Annotated in this window: 22 protein-coding genes; 6 read left to right on the top strand and 16 right to left on the bottom strand. The window is 41.4% G+C overall.

The genetic code is table 11. From position 1 onward, the window contains the following. Positions 1-453: 453 nt before the first annotated feature. The gene (locus LG336_RS08460) at positions 454-831 is read right to left on the bottom strand and encodes a hypothetical protein (protein WP_404332135.1); all 378 of its coding nucleotides are present in this window, start codon (positions 829-831) and stop codon (positions 454-456) included. A gap of 302 nt (positions 832-1,133) precedes the next feature. Between LG336_RS08460 and LG336_RS08455 the strand changes: the two genes are divergently transcribed. From LG336_RS08455 to LG336_RS08430, 6 genes are all read left to right on the top strand, one after another. Further along, positions 1,134-1,655, top strand: a complete 522-nt coding sequence (locus tag LG336_RS08455; protein WP_404332134.1) for a YfiT family bacillithiol transferase — start codon at positions 1,134-1,136, stop codon at positions 1,653-1,655. A 357-nt stretch (positions 1,656-2,012) separates the two neighbouring features. Further along, positions 2,013-2,393 (top strand): GntR family transcriptional regulator, encoded by a 381-nt coding sequence (locus LG336_RS08450; RefSeq protein WP_404332133.1) that lies wholly within the window; start codon positions 2,013-2,015, stop codon positions 2,391-2,393. 2 nt (positions 2,394-2,395) lie between these two features. Beyond that, positions 2,396-3,085 carry an ATP-binding cassette domain-containing protein gene (locus tag LG336_RS08445; RefSeq protein ID WP_404332132.1) on the top strand — a complete coding sequence of 230 codons (690 nt, stop codon included), beginning with the start codon at positions 2,396-2,398 and terminating at the stop codon, positions 3,083-3,085. Continuing rightward, complete coding sequence (locus LG336_RS08440) at positions 3,082-3,915, top strand: hypothetical protein (RefSeq protein WP_404332131.1); 834 nt, start codon at positions 3,082-3,084, stop codon at positions 3,913-3,915. The genes LG336_RS08445 and LG336_RS08440 overlap by 4 nt, the downstream gene beginning before the upstream one ends. 12 nt (positions 3,916-3,927) lie before the next feature. After that, the gene (locus tag LG336_RS08435) at positions 3,928-5,157 is read left to right on the top strand and encodes a hypothetical protein (protein WP_404332130.1); all 1,230 of its coding nucleotides are present in this window, start codon (positions 3,928-3,930) and stop codon (positions 5,155-5,157) included. 144 nt (positions 5,158-5,301) lie between these two features. Continuing rightward, positions 5,302-5,880, top strand: a complete 579-nt coding sequence (locus LG336_RS08430) for a sigma-70 family RNA polymerase sigma factor (protein ID WP_404332129.1) — start codon at positions 5,302-5,304, stop codon at positions 5,878-5,880. A gap of 1,394 nt (positions 5,881-7,274) precedes the next feature. Here LG336_RS08430 and LG336_RS08425 read toward each other — a convergent pair. From LG336_RS08425 to LG336_RS08355, 15 genes are all read right to left on the bottom strand, one after another. After that, the gene (locus tag LG336_RS08425; protein WP_404332128.1) at positions 7,275-7,553 is read right to left on the bottom strand and encodes a hypothetical protein; all 279 of its coding nucleotides are present in this window, start codon (positions 7,551-7,553) and stop codon (positions 7,275-7,277) included. Between the two features lie 474 nt (positions 7,554-8,027). Then, on the bottom strand, positions 8,028-8,618 hold the full coding sequence (locus LG336_RS08420) for a thiamine phosphate synthase (protein WP_404332127.1): 591 nt from the start codon (positions 8,616-8,618) through the stop codon (positions 8,028-8,030). A gap of 9 nt (positions 8,619-8,627) precedes the next feature. Then, entirely contained in the window at positions 8,628-9,788 is a 1,161-nt protein-coding gene (thiH, locus tag LG336_RS08415) for a 2-iminoacetate synthase ThiH (RefSeq protein ID WP_404332126.1), read from the bottom strand. Continuing rightward, positions 9,788-10,555, bottom strand: coding sequence for a thiazole synthase (locus LG336_RS08410; protein WP_404332125.1), 768 nt, complete (start codon positions 10,553-10,555; stop codon positions 9,788-9,790). Before LG336_RS08410 ends, thiH begins: the two co-directional genes overlap by 1 nt. A 15-nt stretch (positions 10,556-10,570) precedes the next feature. Further along, complete coding sequence (thiF, locus tag LG336_RS08405) at positions 10,571-11,374, bottom strand: sulfur carrier protein ThiS adenylyltransferase ThiF (protein WP_404332124.1); 804 nt, start codon at positions 11,372-11,374, stop codon at positions 10,571-10,573. A gap of 2 nt (positions 11,375-11,376) precedes the next feature. Next, on the bottom strand, positions 11,377-11,571 hold the full coding sequence (gene thiS / locus LG336_RS08400) for a sulfur carrier protein ThiS (protein ID WP_404332122.1): 195 nt from the start codon (positions 11,569-11,571) through the stop codon (positions 11,377-11,379). Between the two features lie 339 nt (positions 11,572-11,910). Then, complete coding sequence (gene thiE, locus LG336_RS08395; RefSeq protein ID WP_404332121.1) at positions 11,911-12,582, bottom strand: thiamine phosphate synthase; 672 nt, start codon at positions 12,580-12,582, stop codon at positions 11,911-11,913. 22 nt (positions 12,583-12,604) lie between these two features. After that, positions 12,605-13,405: a bifunctional hydroxymethylpyrimidine kinase/phosphomethylpyrimidine kinase gene (thiD, locus tag LG336_RS08390; protein ID WP_404332119.1), complete on the bottom strand. Its 801-nt coding sequence runs from the start codon at positions 13,403-13,405 to the stop codon at positions 12,605-12,607. Then, the gene (gene thiM / locus LG336_RS08385; protein ID WP_404332118.1) at positions 13,402-14,226 is read right to left on the bottom strand and encodes a hydroxyethylthiazole kinase; all 825 of its coding nucleotides are present in this window, start codon (positions 14,224-14,226) and stop codon (positions 13,402-13,404) included. The genes thiD and thiM overlap by 4 nt, the downstream gene beginning before the upstream one ends. 76 nt (positions 14,227-14,302) lie before the next feature. Then, positions 14,303-15,073, bottom strand: a complete 771-nt coding sequence (locus LG336_RS08380; protein ID WP_404332117.1) for an SDR family oxidoreductase — start codon at positions 15,071-15,073, stop codon at positions 14,303-14,305. Between the two features lie 11 nt (positions 15,074-15,084). After that, the gene (locus LG336_RS08375) at positions 15,085-16,113 is read right to left on the bottom strand and encodes an ABC transporter substrate-binding protein (protein ID WP_404332116.1); all 1,029 of its coding nucleotides are present in this window, start codon (positions 16,111-16,113) and stop codon (positions 15,085-15,087) included. Next, positions 16,110-16,865: an ABC transporter permease gene (locus tag LG336_RS08370; protein WP_404332115.1), complete on the bottom strand. Its 756-nt coding sequence runs from the start codon at positions 16,863-16,865 to the stop codon at positions 16,110-16,112. Before LG336_RS08370 ends, LG336_RS08375 begins: the two co-directional genes overlap by 4 nt. Further along, positions 16,862-17,608, bottom strand: coding sequence for an ABC transporter ATP-binding protein (locus LG336_RS08365; protein WP_404332114.1), 747 nt, complete (start codon positions 17,606-17,608; stop codon positions 16,862-16,864). The genes LG336_RS08370 and LG336_RS08365 overlap by 4 nt, the downstream gene beginning before the upstream one ends. A gap of 12 nt (positions 17,609-17,620) precedes the next feature. Next, positions 17,621-19,072, bottom strand: a complete 1,452-nt coding sequence (locus LG336_RS08360) for an acyl-CoA reductase (protein WP_404332113.1) — start codon at positions 19,070-19,072, stop codon at positions 17,621-17,623. Continuing rightward, positions 19,069-20,154 carry a long-chain fatty acid--CoA ligase gene (locus tag LG336_RS08355; protein WP_404332112.1) on the bottom strand — a complete coding sequence of 362 codons (1,086 nt, stop codon included), beginning with the start codon at positions 20,152-20,154 and terminating at the stop codon, positions 19,069-19,071. Before LG336_RS08355 ends, LG336_RS08360 begins: the two co-directional genes overlap by 4 nt. Positions 20,155-20,189 lie beyond the last annotated feature (35 nt).

The raw sequence follows: 20,189 nt of genomic DNA, 5'->3' as shown, positions 1-20,189 counted from the left end.
TTAACAAAAATCGGTTGTTATTCATATCCTACATAAAATTAGCTTACTTAGCACTACACACTACGTCTAATAATTCGCAATATTCAGTTGCAAACTGTAAAAAACATCTTGATTTAACACCGGATTAAATGCGAGATTATCTTCTTTTTTTCGGTTTCAAACTTAGTACATACTCACTCTCTTTATCTCTTATATTTTCTTATATAGCTCTTCATATAAGTGAATGAGTTGGTTTAAAGAAGGATCTGCTTCATTGTTCTTTGCTTCGCAATACTCTGCCTCATTCTAGGTGGACATTAGGTATGGTTCTATGTCAAATATCCGGACACAGTCTCTATCTATGTATTTCGCGAACGACGATAATAATCTTGTTCAATTCCTTCATTCCAGCTTCGATCCACTTCCTCCCCGCCAGGAAACACCAGGACGGTTCCGGTGTTCCAAAAATGTTTTTTACTTTCCAATAACGCCTATTAAATATCCTTCGTATAAATTTTGAATTTCATTTCCCCAGTCAAGGTCAATATAAGCAAGTATCTCAACCTTTTCAGCTGGAAATTTCTCTGTTCTTGAGATGGTTTCTACAGTTTCTCGTTCTGGTTGAGGGTCGTAGTTGGCGTATTCGTTCAACACTTTTGTTATCTTGTGGGTTTCTTCATCTATTTCAACAAGAGCGTGTAACCGTACCAAAGTTTTATCGGTATGAATTTCTCGGAAAACGAGCTTTTCCTTGCCGTCACTTAATGCTTCACCATAGGTGTAAAGGACTTCTTCTGTTTCCTTGTCGACGATGTCGAGCATGACAAATTCGTCGATTGTTCTCTTAATCAATTCAACATTAGCTTTTGGAAATGGAATTTCTACATAAAGGTCCTTTAAGGCGACTTGATGCTAACCTAAGTTTGGATGGGTGAAACCACTCACTGATCCTGCTAGTAGACATGATTTGTTTCTCCGTTTTATTAAGCTACCTATTCGTCGAACAACACTCTCGTTTGTTTCAGTTTATTTTATATCCCAAGGCTTGTGTGAACCAAACACATACAAAAGAAGGATTTCCCCTGCAAGAGGAGGAATATATTTATGCTATGGATGGTTGTTTTTTTATAGATGATATGTGGGGGGAATGAAAGATGAAGGAATGGCAATACCCGATTGGACCATTTAAGCCAGAACAGGAAATGACAAGTACAGTTATTGACAATTGTATAAAAGAAATCGAAGAGGCTCCGTCTTTGCTTAGAAAATCCGTTAAAGATTTAAGTGACCAACAAATCGACACTCCCTATCGACCAGGGGGATGGACGATCCGTCAAGTGATTCACCATCTTGCGGATAGTCATATGAATAGCTTTATTCGTATGAAATTAGCTCTTACCGAGGAAAACCCAACGATTAAACCCTATTTTGAAGAGAAATGGGCAGAATTACCTGATTCCAGTCAACCAGTCGAAGTATCTTTGTCTCTATTAGAAGGACTGCATGGACGATGGGTGTATTTATTAAGATCCTTGCAGCCTGCGGATTTGGAAAAGACTTTCTATCACCCTGAATCGGGCCCCGTGACGATAGCCATGAATATTAACTTATACGCATGGCACAGCCGCCATCATCTTGCGCACATAACTGGTCTTCGTAAACGGATGAAGTGGTAACCAACAAAAAGGGGCCAGACACCTTCCACATTCTGGATAGCACCTGGCACCTTTAAAACCTTTTTGAGACACAGGAACCGTCCCCGTGTTTACCTAATATAGAACATTTACATCTGATAATAGGGAATAGTAGACACAACTTCTCATAAAAAAATCCCCTGTTCCAACTTCATAACCTTCTTTTTTACTATAATGCCACCACAACAAAGATCCCTTCTCTTATCAGAAGGAGTATTTTGTGTCCATCCCCCCCCTTGACACCTCAAGTGTATTAACCATATAATACACCTATAGCAAGTGTATGAACTACTTAATACACACACTTGAGAGGTATCGATGAGGATAGGAGTTGTATCCATGAATGTGAATTTTAATAATCGTGATCCGGTTTATTTGCAGATTGTTCGTTATTTTAAGGAAAAGATTGCAATTGGTGAAATTGAGCCGGGCGAGGAAATCCCGTCCAGACGAGAGCTGGCAAATAGAATGAAAGTGAATCCTAACACCGCGCAACGAGCGTACAAGGAAATGGAGGAACAAGGTTTGATATATACAGAGAAGAATCACCCAAGTAAAATCACGACAGATAACGAGATATTAGGTCAGGTGAGAACCGAGCTACTAGTCGAAGCAGTTGATCAGTTTGTGACATCTGTTCGTTCCATTAATGTTCCAGTCGAGGAGCTACTTGACTTGGTAAAGGAAAAGTACACAGAAAACAGTGATAAGGAGGTTTAAACATGATTGAAGTAAAAGAGATTGAAAAGAGATACGGTCGGAAGAAAATTTTAAAAGGCGTTTCTTTTACGGCAAATAAGGGTGAAATCACTTGTTTAATTGGAATAAATGGCGTTGGGAAGACAACGATTTTAAAGGCAATCATGGCACTTACCCCCTTTCATAAAGGACAGATTTTAATCGACGGAAAACAGATTGATAAACATTCATTTGAAAAAATCACCTTTATCCCAGATAGCCTTACGATGCTTCCACACATGACCATCAATGAGGCCATGGAGTTTATGAAAGACTTCTATACTTGCTGGAATCAGAAGCGCGCCAACGAGTTGCTCGGTTTCTTTCGATTAGATCCAAGCAATAGAATCTCATCCCTATCAAAAGGAAATACCGCAAAGGTGAATCTTTTACTAGGTTTAGCACTTGATGTCGACTATGTCTTAATGGACGAGCCGTTCTCGGGAATTGATATGTTTAGCCGGGAGGAAATTGCGAATGTTTTCACCAGCCATTTGATCGAGAATCGCGGCGTGATCATCACGACACATGAAATCGGAGATATTGAGCATTTGCTTGATAAGGTTGTTCTCCTAGATGACGGCATGGTGACAAAGGAATTTAGCGCAGAAGCAGCACGTGAAAATGAAGGAAAGTCTGTCATTGACGTGATGAGAGAGGTGTATCAAAAATGAAAAATTACTTGCAGCTCGTTAATTTTGAATTTAACCGGATTGCGAAGCTCTTTACCGTTTTACTCGGTATCACATTTGTTGCACAAATGATCGGCGTGATGGTGCAATCAAGAAGTTATCTTAACATGGCAAATGAAAAAATGTATAAAGAAATGATGCCACAGGCGGAGTTTCTTGAAAATTTCGGTCAAATGAGCTTTTTACAAATCGCAAGAAGCTCCTGGTTCTTCGGTCCCATCGCGTTGTGTGTTGCCGGAGTAGCGTTTTATATCTTTTTTATTTGGTATCGTGATTGGATTGGGAAAAACACGTTTATTTACCGACTGTTAATGCTCCCAACGTCAAGATTGAATATTTTCTTTGCAAAGATTACAACGATTCTTATCATGACATTTGGGTTTGTTGCTGTTCAACTCATTATGATTCCATTTGAGATGATGGTATTGAAAGCCATGGTTCCGAATGAATTCAGATTGGATATGGGTGTGATAGAAGTTCTAACGAGCATGCCTGAATTAACGCTCATTTATCCAAGTAGCATTATGCAATTTATCTTCCATTATGGATTAGGATTGTTGGCTGTCTCTGTTCTCTTTACCGGGATCTTATTTGAAAGAAGTTTCAAGTGGAAAGGAATCCTTGCGGGCCTTCTATATGGTGCCATCGCTGTGGTTGTGTTGATTTTGCCACTACTTTTACACGAGTTCGTTCTAGATAGTTATTTTTATCCAATTGAATTATTTGTCCTTGAAATCGTCATGGGCTTAATTGTATTCGCGGCATCTATTTGGGTGAGTGGATTCTTATTAAAGAATAAGGTCACCGTATAAGGAGTGTTTAAAATGAGAAAATACTGGAAGTTTATAACCATCATCGTTGTTATTATGCTAAGTATTGGGACTTTCTATGTGAAATCCGCTACGTCAGAAGAAAATCATCCAGAGTTTGTGATTGAAAAACAAAGCGGTGATGCAAAAGAGATCGAACCCTTGAAGTTGGTGGGGTATTATTCAGATACTTCCTCGATGAATTATACAATTACGGATTTAAAAATCAGTTCGGAAGGATCTACATATGAGCGTCGTAGCTTTCTCGACCAGATCATCGGAGAGCCGCCAACTGTGATTAAGGAATATCAGGAAAACTATCGTACATTTATGCGTGGCAAAGGGTTAAACATAAACTCCTTTTTTGAGAACGATCAGTTTCTGGCATACGCGGATGTGGATTATACAACCGATTCGTTCCATTCACATGATTTCAAATTCCCTATCTCGATTTTAAACAAAAAAGATGGCAGCGTGCAGTCCTTTACAGTGGATATTCCAGATAGTGAAAATACGGACTATGCTTTTATGGAAGATGTACAAATGATTGAGGATGAATTATACCTCATCACGAATAACATGATTCGAAATCCTGAAGGCTCGTTTGATGAAAAACATCTCTATACCATCGATTTAGCTAATCAGACAATAAGGAATGATGAGACCTTTTCCCAAATTCCAGAAGGGCAAGAAGGGAACCGTATCGTAGCACAAGTCATTCGAACAAGTCCTACAGAAGCCTATGACCACATGATTCTTTTACAAAAGGAAATAAAAGTCATTCACGATTCTGAATCTTACAGAGAAGAATTGGTGAAACAAGAGGTCATTTCCTACAATTTAGCAACAAAAGAGAAAGAAAGCATCTCTGTGTCAGACTTGCCATTTAATAGCGAACTTAGCTTCTTTGACGGCTCTAGCGTTTATTTCATCGGATTAGAGGGTCAAGAAATCGTAGTCACTCCGTATCATTTAGCAGACAGCCAAGCTGGTGAAGAGTATAGGCTCCAACGATCAGGTGAAGATGGAGATGGATATGGGCCTAAACCAATGACAACGATAAAGAACGGGAAACTCTATATCTCTTTCCCGGAATTAAATCCAAAATTAAACATAAATGCAGCAGATGTATTCGTTGCAGACGTGAAAACCGGGGACATCCTTTTTAAAGGACAAATCACTTTAGACGATTCTGAAGCAAAGAACCAATACGAATTATACCTGCATGAAATGCTTGTGGAATAAAAGCGGACAAAGGTCCCTACCCGGGCAGACAAGGAGTCTCTTGTCCCGCCCCTCAGGAAAACGTAGGGTGCTTTCCCTTGTTTTGAGCGGAGAGAGAATGGTTCTTTCCTTCTAGCAAACGGTTATAGAAGGAGCGGGAAAACCATGCCTGATAGAATAGAAGTTATAGAGGAGGCTGTGGTGAACACAAACTCAGATAAAGCCATGAATCTAGCCATCTTTGACCAAGGAATGAATGAACAAAAAGTGAATGAGCTTTATAAGGAATATCAAAAGAAGATGTATGGCCTCGCATTTTCTTTTGTGAAAGATAGCTATTTGGCGGAAGACCTCTCACATGAAATCCTAGTCAAATGCTATCTATCTCGCAAAAAATTTAACGGCGATTGTTCTCTTTATTCGTGGATGTATCGAATCGCGGTCAATCATTGTATTGATTTTTTACGAAAGAGATCCCGTCAGCAAGTTTTGCCTCATGACGATATCGGACAGCTTCATGTTGATCTGGTCCCTACACCTGAATCTGAGGTGTTAAACATTTGCGAGAAGGAAGAACTCAGAAACAAATTAAGTCTACTCCCTTCGATGTATGAGGAAGTCCTTACGCTCTACTACTTTAAAGACCAATCCTTGAAAGAAATCGAAAATCACTTAAAAGTAAATCTCTCGACGATCAAAACGAGGCTTTTTCGGGCAAAGAAGATGTTGAGAGAGATGTATTAGCAAAGTCTTTACGTTTCTTAAATAAAATAAAAAAACAAACCCGATGAAAGGATACACGCCATTCTTGTCTTTCATCGGGTTTTTTCGTCTTTTTCAATCTTTTGGGGAATCCGGGGACGGTTCTTGTGTCCCTCCTCGAAGTGGATACACCAATGGGACAGAACCGTCCGGTGGGTTCAGGGGATTGGTGGAGGAAGTTTGCTGAGCGGGTGGTGTGTTTTTATTCTCTCTAGGGGAATATCCCGTCCGTTTATTCCCTCTGAGGGGAATATATTAGGTTCGATATTCCCCTTGAGGGAATAAACTAAGTTTGATATTCTCCTTGAGGGAATATCCGGGCCATTTTAGGGAATATAACGTCTCTCAGAGGGAATATAATTTTGCATCCTTTTATTATATTCTCCCTAAGGGTAATATAATTTACCCCCATCCCTATAAATTCACAAATCCTTCACAATATCTTGCAATTTAATGAAGGAAACCGCCCCAGTAGTGCCCTAATTTCTTATCAAACCTAATTAGGAGGAACTAATTTGTACATAAAACCTCGCAAACTCTCTCTAAAAGGGCCTATTTTTGCTCATACTGAGACCCTACCACTATAAAATACCTTAACTAGAAAGAGAAATCAGCAGCTATATGCCAGGGTATCGTGGCAAAAAGGCGGTTTACGTCTCCCTCAAGAACAGCATTCCTTCCAAATCAACACTCCTATTCTTACGCATAAGTACATTCTCATTCTTGAAACCAAAAACATGGGTGCCGAACTTGATTTTAGCCCCGAGCAATTATGTATTTGCACTGTTAAATGGGGGATGATTCCGCTGCCAAACCACTTTTTTATACATATGCTAATATCTCATAGGAGCTTGGATTTTACAGTTCATCTATGTTGAAACCATTTCTTTAAACGTGTATTTATGATTTACACCATCAACTGTAAAGTCTTATTCTTTTATTCCCATTGTGGTTAGTTTTCAAGAATACAATTAGAGAAGCAAGGGCCGTTCGGATATTAGCATTATGAAATGCGTGGTTTTTTGCAATAGATTCAAAAAGATTGGGATAGGTATCATTGTCAACTATCGATTGGTTTGGTCGGTTAAGGTCAGTGTACTTAAATAACTTAAGTTTTTAAGACTCTTTATTATTCAATGAAAAAAACGACTGAAAAAGTCACAGATGTGAGTTCTCAGTCGTTTTTTCAATGCTTCGGAGCTTTGCCATGGAACACCTTGTGACAAATTTTCCGGGCGATCACGGGCACTGTTCCCCTTCCATATTTCTGGATGGTGCCTAGTACCGTTAAAGGAACTAATGGGAGTACTCGAACCTGCGTCTTCCCTTGGTGAGGATAGAAACCTTGAAGTAAATGGTTGGAGATTTAATAGAAGTTAACTTAATCTTCCTTTAATGTGAGCGATCTCTCTTTCATTCCTTGCTGTTTTCGCCCAAATAAAGTCTTGATCCGTTTCAATTGCCGTAAAGCGTACTAGTCTTTCTTTATGCCGTTCTTTTGCCTTTTTCTCTAATTCTTGAAGATTTTCTTGCATAGTTTTTTGGTCTTGCTTCATTTCTTGTAGATCTTGTCTCATTTCTTGCTGTTCAGTATGAATGTTACCTACCATCTTAATTAACTGTAATAACACGCTTTCAATTTTTTCCTCATTCACGCCTCTCTCACCTCCTACCTGATATTATATAATAACGGTGCAACGAAACGTCGGAACCGTCCCCATGTTTTCGGCGGACTCTCCCTTCTACTCGTCCAGGAGAAATTCGGTAGTTTTGACAGAGTGATCAAAACTTCGAATCGCTATCCTGAGATGAAAAATAAGATTGTCTAGATTCAGTTACATTGCTTATTCTATGCTCCCTTTCAGATCGCTGCTGAAGGGGAGCATTTTTTTTAGATGCTCACACATAGTAAAAATAAGTGGAGCCAGAGACCAGTAAAAAAAATTGTCTTTTTACAGTTCCTGACTCTTTCCTAAGCAAAGTGGTTTGGTAAATTTTTTTGTAAATTCATTTTAATTACATCTACCCAAGGTCAGTGGTCCGTCCAACTGGTCAATTTGTGGTAAAGTGCGAAAGAAACAAGGGTGGGTTTCTAGGGAACCCCACCCCTAAGTTCGTTTTTACGAAATTTAACCAAAGATGTTGAATCGGTCAGTGATTCCTATTGGATCTTCACATAGCATCGCTTCCGACATGATACAAACTCCTTTTGCTCCTGTAGTGGATATAGGTTGCATCTTATCCTCAGAAATTCCACCAATTGCAAATACCGGTATCTTAACAGAATTACAGACTTTGTTAAGAAATTCCAAACCTCTTGGGGGAACTCCCTTTTTACTATTGGTTGAAAAAATATGCCCAGCAACTAAGTAGGAAGCTCCCAATTTTTCAGCTTCTTTTGCCTCATCAATGGAATGAACAGAAGCCCCAATGTTCGAGAAAAGCCGTAGTTTATTATTATTTTGCCTTAAATCATTGATCGACAAATGAATATTTGGCAGCCCTAATTTTTCCGCAATAAAGATATTTTGATTAATAATAAGCGGAACTTTGTTCTCTTCACATATTGTTTTCACCTTACTAGTTAGAGCCTCAAATTCACTGATACTTAAATCTTTCTCCCTTAACATGATTCCGTGGGGGTTCCCTTTAGCAAGCAACTGAATTCTTTCCAAGAAATCATCCCGACAAAGGTTACGGTTTGTTACAACTATAAGCATGGTGTTCTCCTATACGCGAATATAGTCTTGATAAACAGGCTGCAGGCCTTTACTGACAATCACCTGATGAACTTCATCTACACTACGTTCATCGGAAATTTCAAACTGTTCATCGCCTTTTTGTTCCTCATCATGACCGCCGACGCCAACATTCACTCCAGCCGACATTTTCGTTGCTGCCAAGCCGATGACATTGTCGCGGAACCCTGCTCTTTCTCTCGTTGAAATTGTAATTCCGGCATAAGGCATTAATAAGCGATAAGCAAGCATCACTTGTAAAAGCTGTTTCTCATGTACGTCTTTCGAATTGTTTTCTGCATTATTAATATACGGTCTTAAACGTGGTGTCGAAAAAGAAATCTCTGCATGCGGATACTTTTGTTGGATCAAAGTGGCATGCAAGCCTGTGGCAAATGCATCTTTGCGGAAATCATCTAAACCAAGCAGCGCACCGAACGCTACACCGCGGAAACCACCTAGTAAAGCACGTTCTTGGGCATGGAAGCGGTATGGAAAAATTCGTTTTGACCCCCATAAATGAACTTTTTCATAGGTAGCAGGATTATACGTTTCTTGGTAAACAGATACAAAATCAGCACCACAGCTACGGATATAGGCATATTCATCCGTGTTTAATGGATAGATTTCAATTCCAATTGTCGAGAAATACTTAGTGGCCAATTTAATCGTCTCGCCAATATACTCGACGTTTGATTTATATCGAGATTCCCCAGTAAGAAAGAGAATTTCTTTTAATCCAGTTGCGGCAATGGCTTTAAGCTCTGCTTCCGCTTCTTCCCTTGTAAGTGTCGCTCGTTTGATTTTATTGGTCGCACTAAATCCACAATACGTACATTCATTTTCACAATAATTTGCGATGTATAATGGTGTAAATAGAGAAATAGAATTACCAAAATGTTTTCTTGTCGCAAGCTTTGCTTTTCTTGCCATCACTTCTAGATAGGGCATAGCTGCCGGGGAAAGGATGACGCCAAAATCTTCAATCGATAGGTGGTCTTTACTTAAGGCTTTTTCAACATCACGACTCGTGTATGGTTCATAATCATAAGATTTTGCCGCGGTTAGGACTCTTTCCATAAAATCTGATTCGATGACTTCCATCCCTTCCATATACTGCATATGGTCGACTCTTCTTTTTACTCCCATCATCAATCCTCCAAAAATCCTGTTAACGGACTAGATGCTTCTGCCTGAAAATCCAAAACCCGCCCAAGACCTGCAAGATAAGCAGCACGGCCCGCTTCAATCGCTTGTTTAAAAGCTTTTGACATGACTGCGACGTCATTTGCTGTTGCAATTGCCGTATTGCACATAACGGCATCCACGCCCATTTCCATCGCTTCACATGCCTGGGAAGGACGGCCAATCCCAGCATCAACAATAATCGGCAAGTTGATTTCATCAACTAAAATTTGAATAAAATCCTTTGTAGATAGTCCTTTGTTGCTGCCGATTGGAGCTCCTAAAGGCATAACGGCAGCAGCCCCAGCATCAACGAGTGATCTTGCCGCGTATAAATCCGGATACATATAAGGCATGACAATAAACCCTTCTTTTGCAAGCGTTTCGGTTGCTTTGATTGTTTCATGGTTATCTGGAAGTAGATATTTTGAATCTTGGATGACCTCGAGCTTAACGAAATCGCCACATCCTAATTCTCTGGAAAGACGGGCAATTCTTACTGCTTCCTCCGCTGTTCTCGCCCCTGATGTGTTTGGCAATAAGGTAATGTTTGGCGGAATATAATCCAAGATATTTTCTTCGCCACCAGCGTTGGCCCGGCGTAAAGCAAGGGTTACAATCTCCGCTTCGCCATACTCAATAACCGCTTTCATCAAATTCAGTGAAAATTTTCCTGATCCTAAAATAAATCTCGATTGAAACTCATGTCCACCAATATTTAGTGTATCGTTCATATCTCCCAACCCTTTCTATATTTCCTCTTGTCCGATTAATAAACGGAGAATCATATTTGCTTGATGTCCAGCACAAATTTGAACCCTTGGAGCCATCAACCCTCTGCCAACTCGAGCGCCAGTTTCCAAATCTCCACATAAATACAGGCGTTTCATTGGTCGTGTCGTTTGGATTAGATTTGAACTTTCGTAGCCGGCCATTCCTGATGCAGAAACAATTTTGACAGCAGGGAGCTGCTCCAATGCTGTATTAATAAGCATCGACTTTTGGTCGGGCTTATCAAAGGCCTCACAAACGATGTCATAGCCGCTAAACAGCTGTTTTACATTTTCTTCTGTTATTTTCATCGTTTCCGTGTTGATTGTGATAAAAGGATTAATCTCTTCGAGTTGTTCTTTAAGAGCCAATGTTTTCGGCAGACCTAAATGACGAATGTAATAGCTTTGTCGATTTAGATTACTAGGCTCGACAATATCAAAATCTACTAAAAGCAACTGGCCGACACCAATCCTAGCGAGCATGACCGCAATGTTTGAACCAAGTCCGCCTAAACCAGCAATGGCGACCCGCCCCTCTTTTAGCTGGTTATGTACGTGTGGAGTATGCCTTGCCATCATCATGCTTTCTAACTCTTCTTCTTTTGGCATTACGCCTTTCTGGATGACAGATAGGACATCATTCTCGGAAAGCTGACAATCTTTATCAATCTGAAAACCATTTAAAATAACAATATCCGTTGGATGGCCAATTTGTTCGCGCACTTCAAAGGCGGACTGACAAGCCAGCTCCATTTCATTCCCGTTAACGGTAAGCTTCATGATCAACCACCTCCAACAAATTGCACAATTTCCAAGGTGTCTTCCTCTTCAAGCAGGACTTCTTTATAGTTTGCTTTCGGGACAATTTCACCATTTCGTTCAACGGCAATCATCGTTAACTTAAAACTTTTTCCCATTAAAAATTCATACAACGATTGCTGTTTTTCTAATTCAACCAAATTTCCATTTACTTTCATTCTTTTCACCCTTTCTAAATTTTTCCATAAAAAAAGCACAAAACGAAGAAACACCCTTTCGGTGGTGCTCCCCATTTTGTGCTTGCTTTATGTAGTATTAATAGAATTATATAAAATTTGATAAAGGTGGTCAACAGTCTATGGAGAAAAGCTTATAAACAATTTGATTTTCATAAGCGTAATCGATCGAAGCATAGGGACGTACCCCTACGCTTCTTTTAGATCCAAAATTTCCCCCAAGATCATCCTTTAAAAAATGAAACTTGGAGGATCCCAAAACTCTTATTATTGGATGTTGGGAAATTCAGCCTTGCACAATCAAGACACTACTTCTTTCCCTTAAGCTTGATTTGCAATTCCTCGCTCTACCGCCTGCTTCAACATCTGCACACGCCCAGATGGGGAACTTGCATGGCTTATTGCTGTAATGACGGAGACGCCATCGCTGCCTGCTTCACAAATACTCTCGGCATTTTCTGGTGTGATCCCTCCGATTCCAACGATAGGAATGGTGATGCCATTTTCTTTAAGGACTCGAATTACAGATGTACCCTGCACTTCTTTTGCATCCTCTTTTGTTGACGTTGGGAAAACAGGGCCAATCCCTATATAATCTGCTCCATTTTCAATCGCCTGTTGCGCTTCCTCCAAGTTATGTGCCGAAACACCGAGAATTTTATCTCTGAGTTTCTTTCGGACTTGCTCGGCTGCTTCATCATCTTGACCAATATGGACACCGTCTGCATCCAATTCAAGTGCTAATTCTACATCATCGTTCACGATAAAGGGCACATCGTACTGTTTACATAGATGCTGCAACTCTTTCGCAAAATGATATTTCGCCTCTCCCGTTAAAGCCCCATTCCCTTTTTCACGGAATTGGAACAACGTCACCCCTGCTTTAAATGCTTCCTCTGCAATTTTAAGCGGGTTTTCTTTGCAATTATTGCTACCCATAATGAAATACACTTTTAAAAGCTGTCTCATTTCATCTGCTGAGATTCTACTCAAGACGACTCACCTTCTCTTTTCTTTATAATTTCTGACGATATGCCCAATGATTGGTTGGTCCATGTCCTTGGCCAATTCCAAGCTCATCTTGAATCGCTGCTTCAATAAAGGTTTTTGCCGTTCGAACGGCTTCCTTTACCTCTTTTCCCGCTGCTAGTTCCGCTGTGATGGCAGCGGCGAATGTACAGCCTGTGCCATGGGTATGCCTTGTTTCGAACCGTTTGCTTTTAAAAAAGGAGAAATCCGAACCATCATACAATAAATCGACCGCTTGTTCTTCTTCTCCATGTCCGCCTTTAATGACGACATTTTTTACCCCTAAAGCGAAGATTTTTCTTGCGGCAGTCTCTCTGTCGGCTAGATTGTGAATCTTCATATCAGCAATGACTTCAGCCTCAGGAATATTAGGCGTTACGACCGTTGCAAGCGGAAGTAAGTGCGTTCTAAGGGCACTTACCGCTTCCTGTTGCAGCAATGGGGCTCCTCCCTTAGCAATCATAACTGGATCAACGACAATATTTTCTAATTGATGCATAGCCATTTTCTCTGATACCGCATGAATGATCTCACTGCTAAACAGCATCCCTGTTTTGACAGCATTCGGTTTAAGGTCTGTAGCAACAGAATCAATTTGCTCGTTCACCGCTTCAACCGACAACGGATAAACTCCCTGGACACCTAATGTATTTTGTGCCGTAACCGCTGTTAGAGCCGACATTCCAAAAACCCCAAGCTCTTGGAATGTTTTTAAATCCGCCTGAATTCCAGCACCACCTCCTGAATCAGATCCAGCAATCGTCAAGGCTTTAAACACCTTTTTCATCCCTGTTTCTCCTCTCCAAGCGTTCCCACAGAACCGTATTTAACAATGTCTTCGGAAGAAACTTTTGCTAATTGATTTAAAAATTCAATTTGGAAGCTTCCCGGCCCGTTCGCCTCCGTTTGGGCAGCAGCCATTTCAGCCGCAACCCCGTAGGAAACAAGCGCAGATACGCAAGCTTGGATTGTATCCTTTTCCACCGCTGCAAAAGCACCAACGACAGACGATAAAAGACAACCTGTTCCTGTTACTTTTGTTAAAATGGAATGACCGTTGCGAACAACATACGTTTTTTCACCATCAGAAATAAAATCTTCTTTCCCTGTAATCGCCACAATACAACCAATCTCTTGTGCTGCTTTTTTCGCTAGAGAAGCCACATCCCCGTTTCCTTCCCCGGCATCGACCCCTCTAATGGTCCAATCTTCTCCAATGATATTAGCGATTTCAGCTGCATTTCCTCTCACAACCGAAATCTTTGCACTCTTTACGATTTTCCTTGCTGTTTCCGTTCGAAAGGTCGTGGCTCCCGCACCGACCGGGTCAAAAATGACAGGAACATCATTCGCGTTTGCAGACTCTGCTGCAATCAGCATCGCTTCAACCTCTTTGGGATTGAGCGTTCCAATATTAAGTACAAGAGCACCGGCGATCTTCGCCATTTCTGCGACTTCTTCCTTTGCATAGGCCATCACCGGGGACGCACCTAAGGCATATAGACCATTGGCTGTAAAATTCGTGACAACTACATTTGTAATATTATGTACAAGCGGGTTCGTTTTCCTCACCTGTTCTAGGCGTTTCGCAATTTGAGTTAATTCCATCTTTCACATTCCCTTCAGCTATTTTTCTTTAATTAGACATTCTCCACTATTCCTTCCTTAGAAAAGGAATCCAATTTTATTTCATCACCAGTCCACCATCTGCAAACAAAGTTTGTCCTGTCATAAACTTGCTCCAATCCGAGGCTAAAAAGAGCACAGGACCCGCGACATCTTCTGGTGATCCTATTCTGCGTAATGGTGTTTGCGTGATAATCATTTCTTTGACTTCTTCTTTCGTATCATAACTTGCAGCAGTTGGATAGATAAGCCCAGGTGCGACACAGTTGACTCTAATCCCAAACGGACCAAGCTCTGCGGCCAGGTTTCGGCTAAAGCCCACGATCGCCGACTTTGCCGTTGCGTAGTCAAGGTAAGGAACGGTTGGACGTTCGATTAAATCTGTCACCATATTAACAATGCTTCCATCGGCTTGCTTTTTCATGACCGGAGTGACAGCCTGGCACACATAATAAGTGGAACGTAACGCCCCATCAAGCTGGGATTGGTAATCCTCCCATTTCAGTTCCCAAGAAAGCTTCCGCTTATCTGGATTGAAGGAATATGGTTTAAAGGCATTGTTGACGACGACATCTATTTTCCCGGTTTCAAGTAAAATTTCTTCCATCATGCTATTAACCGCATCTTCAGATGTCACATCTGCCTTTATTGTCCACGCATCCCCACCTAGTTCTGTACATTCGGCGGCCACTTCTTCAGCAGCGCTGTCATTTTGGAGGTAATTGACGACGACTGTTGCGCCTTCTTTTCCAAAGGCCTTAGCAATACATGCTCCAATTCCCCGGCTAGAGCCCGTAATCAGAACGGTTTTCCCTGTGAATTTACCCACGAATATTCCTCCTATTGCTTGTTAGGAACAAAGTCTTCTTCTACTACTTCGGACATGTTCAATGTATTTTCAATCAGTCCAAGACTATGGTAGGTATCCGCTGCTTGTTGGAAAATTTCTGCATCAAGCGCTCCTAGACCCTTTTCTTTCGTCAGCTCGGATTGACTGGACAGATTACGCAATCGAATAATCTCGAAATTCCGTTTTTCTTCCTTTCCATCAATTGCATACTCTACTGCAAGAGAGGCTGCCTCTTCAGGCTCGTTGATCATCCACTCGGCACTGTTTTGATAGGCTTGTAAAAATGTTTGAAGAACGTCCTTTTTTTCGTTGAAAACTTCTTCTGTTACGACAAACACATCGCTTGGTATATTTAAGGCATCCTTCACGTTTATGACATTCACGTCCCCAAGTCCTTTTTCTTTTGCCATCAAAAGACCGGTATCAGTTGCCGCTGTTGCATCCACCTGCCCCTGCATTAACGGTGCAAAGTTCAGCAAGCCAGTTTCCACAATCTCGACATCGTTTTCCGTTAGACCTGCCTGGTGGAGCAATACCAAAAGGTTCTGGCGTGTACCGCTTGATAAGCTATAAACCCCAATCGTTTTCCCTTTTAAATCCTCTGGTTTCGTCATATTCTTTTCTTTTAAAGACACGACATTAAAGACATTTTGCGGGTAAATATTATAGATGACTTTTAGCTTTTCCCCTTTATCTAGTGCAAACAAGAGCGAACCTGGATCGGTAAAAGCAATATCCGCCTGACCTGAAAGAATATTTTTAATCGCATCCCCGCCGCCGGCCCCAGGGATAAATTCCATATCAAGTCCGTGTTCGCTAAAAAACTTTTTATCCTCATCAACAAGGAGGTTGGTTTGTTCTGTGATCGGCTGACTCCAGCTGGCGACACGGATTGTCTCTTGTGTTGGTTCTTTCTCTTCCTGTGGTTCGCTCGTTTGCTGTTCTTGATTGGTACCCGCGCATCCGGTTCCCATCAAAAAAATAGCAATGATAAGGAAACTGAGCATTCTTTTTTTCATCGTTTCTTCTCCTTTACATACGGTTTTAACACTCTCTTTTCAATCAACTCAATAATAAAATAAAGAAAAGTCCCCAAAGCAGTTAATAAAATGAGCACAGAAAACATTAAGGGCGTATCCATCATACCCTGCGAAGCAATAATCAAAGCTCCCAAACCTTGACTTCCACCGATAAACTCACCCACCACTGCGCCAACAACCGCCAATACAGAAGCGACGCGAAAGCCCGCCATGATCCCAGGCAAACCCGCAGGAAGTTTCAGTTGTAGAAGCGTTTGCCATCTGCTTGCGCCAAGGACACGGAAGAGCTCTAATTTTTTATGGTCGGTATACTGAATGGCCGTTACCGTATTTTCCAGCAGTGGAAAAAAACAAATCAATGTTGTGATAATGATTTTGGATGTCATGCCAAAACCAAACCAAAGAATAAACAATGGAGCAAGGGCCAGCTTTGGAACCGCTTGGCTTGCAATCACATAAGGAAAAAGTAATTTCCTTAAAGATTCAAATTCCCCCATCAAGATTCCAAACAAGATTCCTAGCAAACTGCCAAGTAGAAGCCCTATAAGTACTTCCACACTTGTTTGGACGATATGTGCATTAAAGTAACCACTGATTAAACCGGAATAAAGCGTTTCACCAATGACGGAAGGTGCAGGTAAAACCAATTCTGACATTCCCCGCGCTGTCCATTCCCACAACAGAAGCAATATTAAGAAAAGGAGGAAGGAATAGATTGGGATTTTTCTCATCGCAAACCTCCGCTAATCGCCCGTCTTATTTTTAGAGAAATTTCATTTAATGGGTGACCATACCTTGTTTCAGCATTTCGCGGCTTGGCGAGATCAATCCTTTGTTCAAGGATGATTTCCCCCTCGTCCATCACTGAGATAAAGTCAGATAAGAACACTGCCTCGGCAATGTCATGAGTAATAAACAGCACGGTTGTCTGCTGCATCTCACATAACCGAAGAAGATCTTCTTGGAGATCTTCCCTCGTTATCGCATCAAGGGCTGCAAACGGTTCATCCATAAACAGAAGCGCAGGCTTTTGAATCAGACCACGAGCAACGGCAACCCGACTTTGCTGTCCCCCAGATAACTCGCCGGGAAAGGATGACATATAACTTTCAATCCCCATTAAAGACAGGAGCATTTCGGCATATTCCCTGTCCTCGTTCGTTATTTTTCGTTTTAGTGACACAGGAAGCAAAACATTATCGATAACGGTTTTCCATTCAAGCAAGGTAGGAGACTGGAATACAAAACCACTCTCAGACAGGGGCTTGGTTACTTCCTTTCCATTCAGCCGGATGCTCCCTTGTTCCGGCTGAATCAGGCCGCATGCTAGTTTCAATAGTGTCGTTTTCCCGCATCCACTTTTCCCAAGCAAGCTATGAAACTTCCCTTTTTCCATCTTAAAACTTAAGTGATCAAGGACAAATCGCCCTGTTCCGTAACCGTAACGTATATCTTCAATCGTCAAAAAGCTCATGAGTATCACATCCTAATCCGCATAAGGTGCAAATTTTTCCGCATATTCCTCTGCAGCTTGTTCAATATCGACGATTTGCACGAGGTCTAATAAGTTAAAACGACCATCATGATGCCATCCGGCTTCAGGAGTGGTCATGTTTCCGAGAGCGGTAATCCGCGTCCCACCGGCTTTCCCAAACATCTCCGCAAGCTTAAATAACTCATTCGGAGACCCTGCAACACCGATTGTTTGCAATAGGTTTCGGTATGGGGAAATTTGATTGAATACTTGATCTGGTTGGTCAAAAGCGAGAACCCTGACTGTCCGGTTTAAGCAAGAAGGTCGAAAACTAAGAGCATCGCCCTCAAACACGACCGTCCAATTGGCGGCAGCATTGCTGATGATTTCCTTCCCGGAAGAGGAAAAAAGCTGTAACTCCTCTTGGTTACGCCATGCTGCGATCGAATGTTTCTCTTCCAATCCAAGCTGCCTAAGTGGATACCTTTTTTCAAAGCAATCGAGTTCGTATGCAATGGACCGCGCAAATTCCAAAGGGGAAACGCTCCCTCCAGTTTGAACATAAAACAGATGAGGCGAATAGCAGCCCTGTTGATCAAAACGCACAATATCAAGAGCTGCTTGATGTGCGGTATCCCAAGCTTTTCGGGGGTCCAGGCTTGAATTCATCACAACTCCAAAGCTAACCTTGTGACCAAAGGGCAAAAAACGCGTTGTCAATGGAATCCGGCTCTTCATTGCCTCCAAAGATGAATTGCCCCCATAACCAACGACTGCATCCGCTGTTTCAAACACACATTTCTCCCGCTCTTCATCGCCGCCCTTCCACCAAACGACTGCAAAACAATCTGCTAAATCAGGCTCAACTTCTGCCAATTGACGGGCAAACCATCCTGCCATCAGTGGCTCGGCACTTGAGACCTTTCCAATCGTTCCTGACTTAACCAACAAGCCAGAAATAAAACTCCATAACGGCAATCCAGGTACATTTCCAGCCCACACATGTCCAATTAATTCAGGGCCAAATGCCTTTGAAAATCCACCTTTTACGCGTGGCTGGAAATCATCAAGCAGTATAGGATTTCCAAAATCCTCTACAAGAAATCGCTGCAATTGCGGTTTCCGGAATGTTTTAAAAAAAGTAGTTAATCCCAGTCGAATCATTTCCGCATCATAGCCTGTCACAATCGGGAGCAGCTCCTCCGCCTTTTTACGATAAACAGAATGTCGGTTGAGAAGCTGGTCAATGGCTTTTGCAATGATGTCGATAATTTCTGCGACAGAATAGGTCTTTAACTTTTCTGAGCTGGCCTTTTTTACCTTTGTCATCACCTTTTTAAGCTGCTCCGGTGACAGATGGGGAACTTCAACCTCAAGTTTTCCTGTTCTGCCTTCAAAGCTCAGCACTTTCGTTTCAATCGTTTCTCCTATATCAGGTATGTATCCGGCAAATTCTCTAATCATCTCGTCCCCTTCGAAGCACGAATGAATTCCTCCACTGCGAGGGAGCATCCTTTTGCTTCTGTCCCTTGAACCCTTCCTAGTAAGAGAAATCCGTTGTAAGTCTCCACTCCTAGGTCTTCTGTCAAAATCGTCGTAACGGAATTAAAGTTGGCAAGATCGCAGTGAACCAGCACCCCTTTTTCACCTGGTGGTACATCCTCCCCTGTTAGCGGATTGACCACTCTTGTCCTAATCCAATGTGGTCCAGATTTTACAGACGGGACTTCCACATTTCCATGATCATAAAACTGGGTGCTTAATTCCGTCATCCCATACATGTTAATGCACTCTTCCCGGCCCACCCCGAATGTGGAGGAAAGACGGTCATAAAATTCGTCCAAGCCCATTTCTTTTGATTGATTTTTAAAACCACCCGTATCAAAAATTCGACTACCAGCAGGCAAGGAAAAAGATTTATTGCGCTTTTCAAGTTCGTCAAAAACATGAACAAAGCTAAATGTTGCCCCTAACAGCGCATACGGTTCACCGGTTTTTTCAGCATCCTCAAGCTCTTGAATGAGTAATTCTATAGCAACTGATTGATCTTGAATTAGATAAACACTTTTATCTGTTCCAAATTCCTTGAGTACCATGGCCAAATAATGTGCCAGTGATGAGTTCGGCAACTCTTTTTCTGTTGGAAAAAGAATGCCCATTCGAATCCGGCCCGCTTCTTTCATAAAGTACTGTTTAAAAGATGTTTTCATCGAAACATCAAATACCTCAACCGTGGGATGATAATGTTTTCCTTTGATCCCTTTAGTTGTTCCACTCGTCATAAAGACCCTTTCCGCTTCCTCAGGATTTGATGAGCTGAGCGGCAATTCTTTAAAAGCATTAATCGGAACGGGAGGAATCTCCTTCCAAGTCTTGACCGTACGTGGGGTTTTTCCTTTTTGCATACAATATCGTTGAAAGGGTTTATTATTCGTATATTGATAACGAAATAACTTTAAAGCAAACGCATCAAAATCCTCATTTGAAAATGTCTCACTTCCGATTATTTTTACTAAGTCATTAATCATGTCATGCTGACTGTACAATTCCGATCTTCCTTTCCATGAAAATAAAAAAAACA

The organism is Mesobacillus maritimus, from assembly GCF_044803185.1.
Taxonomy (GTDB): Bacteria; Bacillota; Bacilli; order Bacillales; family Cytobacillaceae; genus Mesobacillus_B; species Mesobacillus_B maritimus_B.
This window is presented reverse-complemented; position numbering and strand designations above follow the sequence as displayed.

What these genes read in the sequence shown, in the direction of transcription:
- LG336_RS08455 (WP_404332134.1), top strand. Translation starts at nt 1,134, where the DNA reads ATGAAGGAATGGCAATACCCGATTGGACCATTTAAGCCAGAACAGGAA.
- LG336_RS08450 (WP_404332133.1), top strand. Translation starts at nt 2,013, where the DNA reads ATGAATGTGAATTTTAATAATCGTGATCCGGTTTATTTGCAGATTGTT.
- LG336_RS08445 (WP_404332132.1), top strand. Translation starts at nt 2,396, where the DNA reads ATGATTGAAGTAAAAGAGATTGAAAAGAGATACGGTCGGAAGAAAATT.
- LG336_RS08440 (WP_404332131.1), top strand. Translation starts at nt 3,082, where the DNA reads ATGAAAAATTACTTGCAGCTCGTTAATTTTGAATTTAACCGGATTGCG.
- LG336_RS08435 (WP_404332130.1), top strand. Translation starts at nt 3,928, where the DNA reads ATGAGAAAATACTGGAAGTTTATAACCATCATCGTTGTTATTATGCTA.
- LG336_RS08430 (WP_404332129.1), top strand. Translation starts at nt 5,302, where the DNA reads ATGCCTGATAGAATAGAAGTTATAGAGGAGGCTGTGGTGAACACAAAC.
- LG336_RS08420 (WP_404332127.1), bottom strand. Translation starts at nt 8,618, where the DNA reads ATGCTTATAGTTGTAACAAACCGTAACCTTTGTCGGGATGATTTCTTG.
- thiH (WP_404332126.1), bottom strand. Translation starts at nt 9,788, where the DNA reads ATGATGGGAGTAAAAAGAAGAGTCGACCATATGCAGTATATGGAAGGG.
- LG336_RS08410 (WP_404332125.1), bottom strand. Translation starts at nt 10,555, where the DNA reads ATGAACGATACACTAAATATTGGTGGACATGAGTTTCAATCGAGATTT.
- thiF (WP_404332124.1), bottom strand. Translation starts at nt 11,374, where the DNA reads ATGAAGCTTACCGTTAACGGGAATGAAATGGAGCTGGCTTGTCAGTCC.
- thiS (WP_404332122.1), bottom strand. Translation starts at nt 11,571, where the DNA reads ATGAAAGTAAATGGAAATTTGGTTGAATTAGAAAAACAGCAATCGTTG.
- thiD (WP_404332119.1), bottom strand. Translation starts at nt 13,405, where the DNA reads ATGAAAAAGGTGTTTAAAGCCTTGACGATTGCTGGATCTGATTCAGGA.
- thiM (WP_404332118.1), bottom strand. Translation starts at nt 14,226, where the DNA reads ATGGAATTAACTCAAATTGCGAAACGCCTAGAACAGGTGAGGAAAACG.
- LG336_RS08375 (WP_404332116.1), bottom strand. Translation starts at nt 16,113, where the DNA reads ATGAAAAAAAGAATGCTCAGTTTCCTTATCATTGCTATTTTTTTGATG.
- LG336_RS08370 (WP_404332115.1), bottom strand. Translation starts at nt 16,865, where the DNA reads ATGAGAAAAATCCCAATCTATTCCTTCCTCCTTTTCTTAATATTGCTT.
- LG336_RS08365 (WP_404332114.1), bottom strand. Translation starts at nt 17,608, where the DNA reads ATGAGCTTTTTGACGATTGAAGATATACGTTACGGTTACGGAACAGGG.
- LG336_RS08360 (WP_404332113.1), bottom strand. Translation starts at nt 19,072, where the DNA reads ATGATTAGAGAATTTGCCGGATACATACCTGATATAGGAGAAACGATT.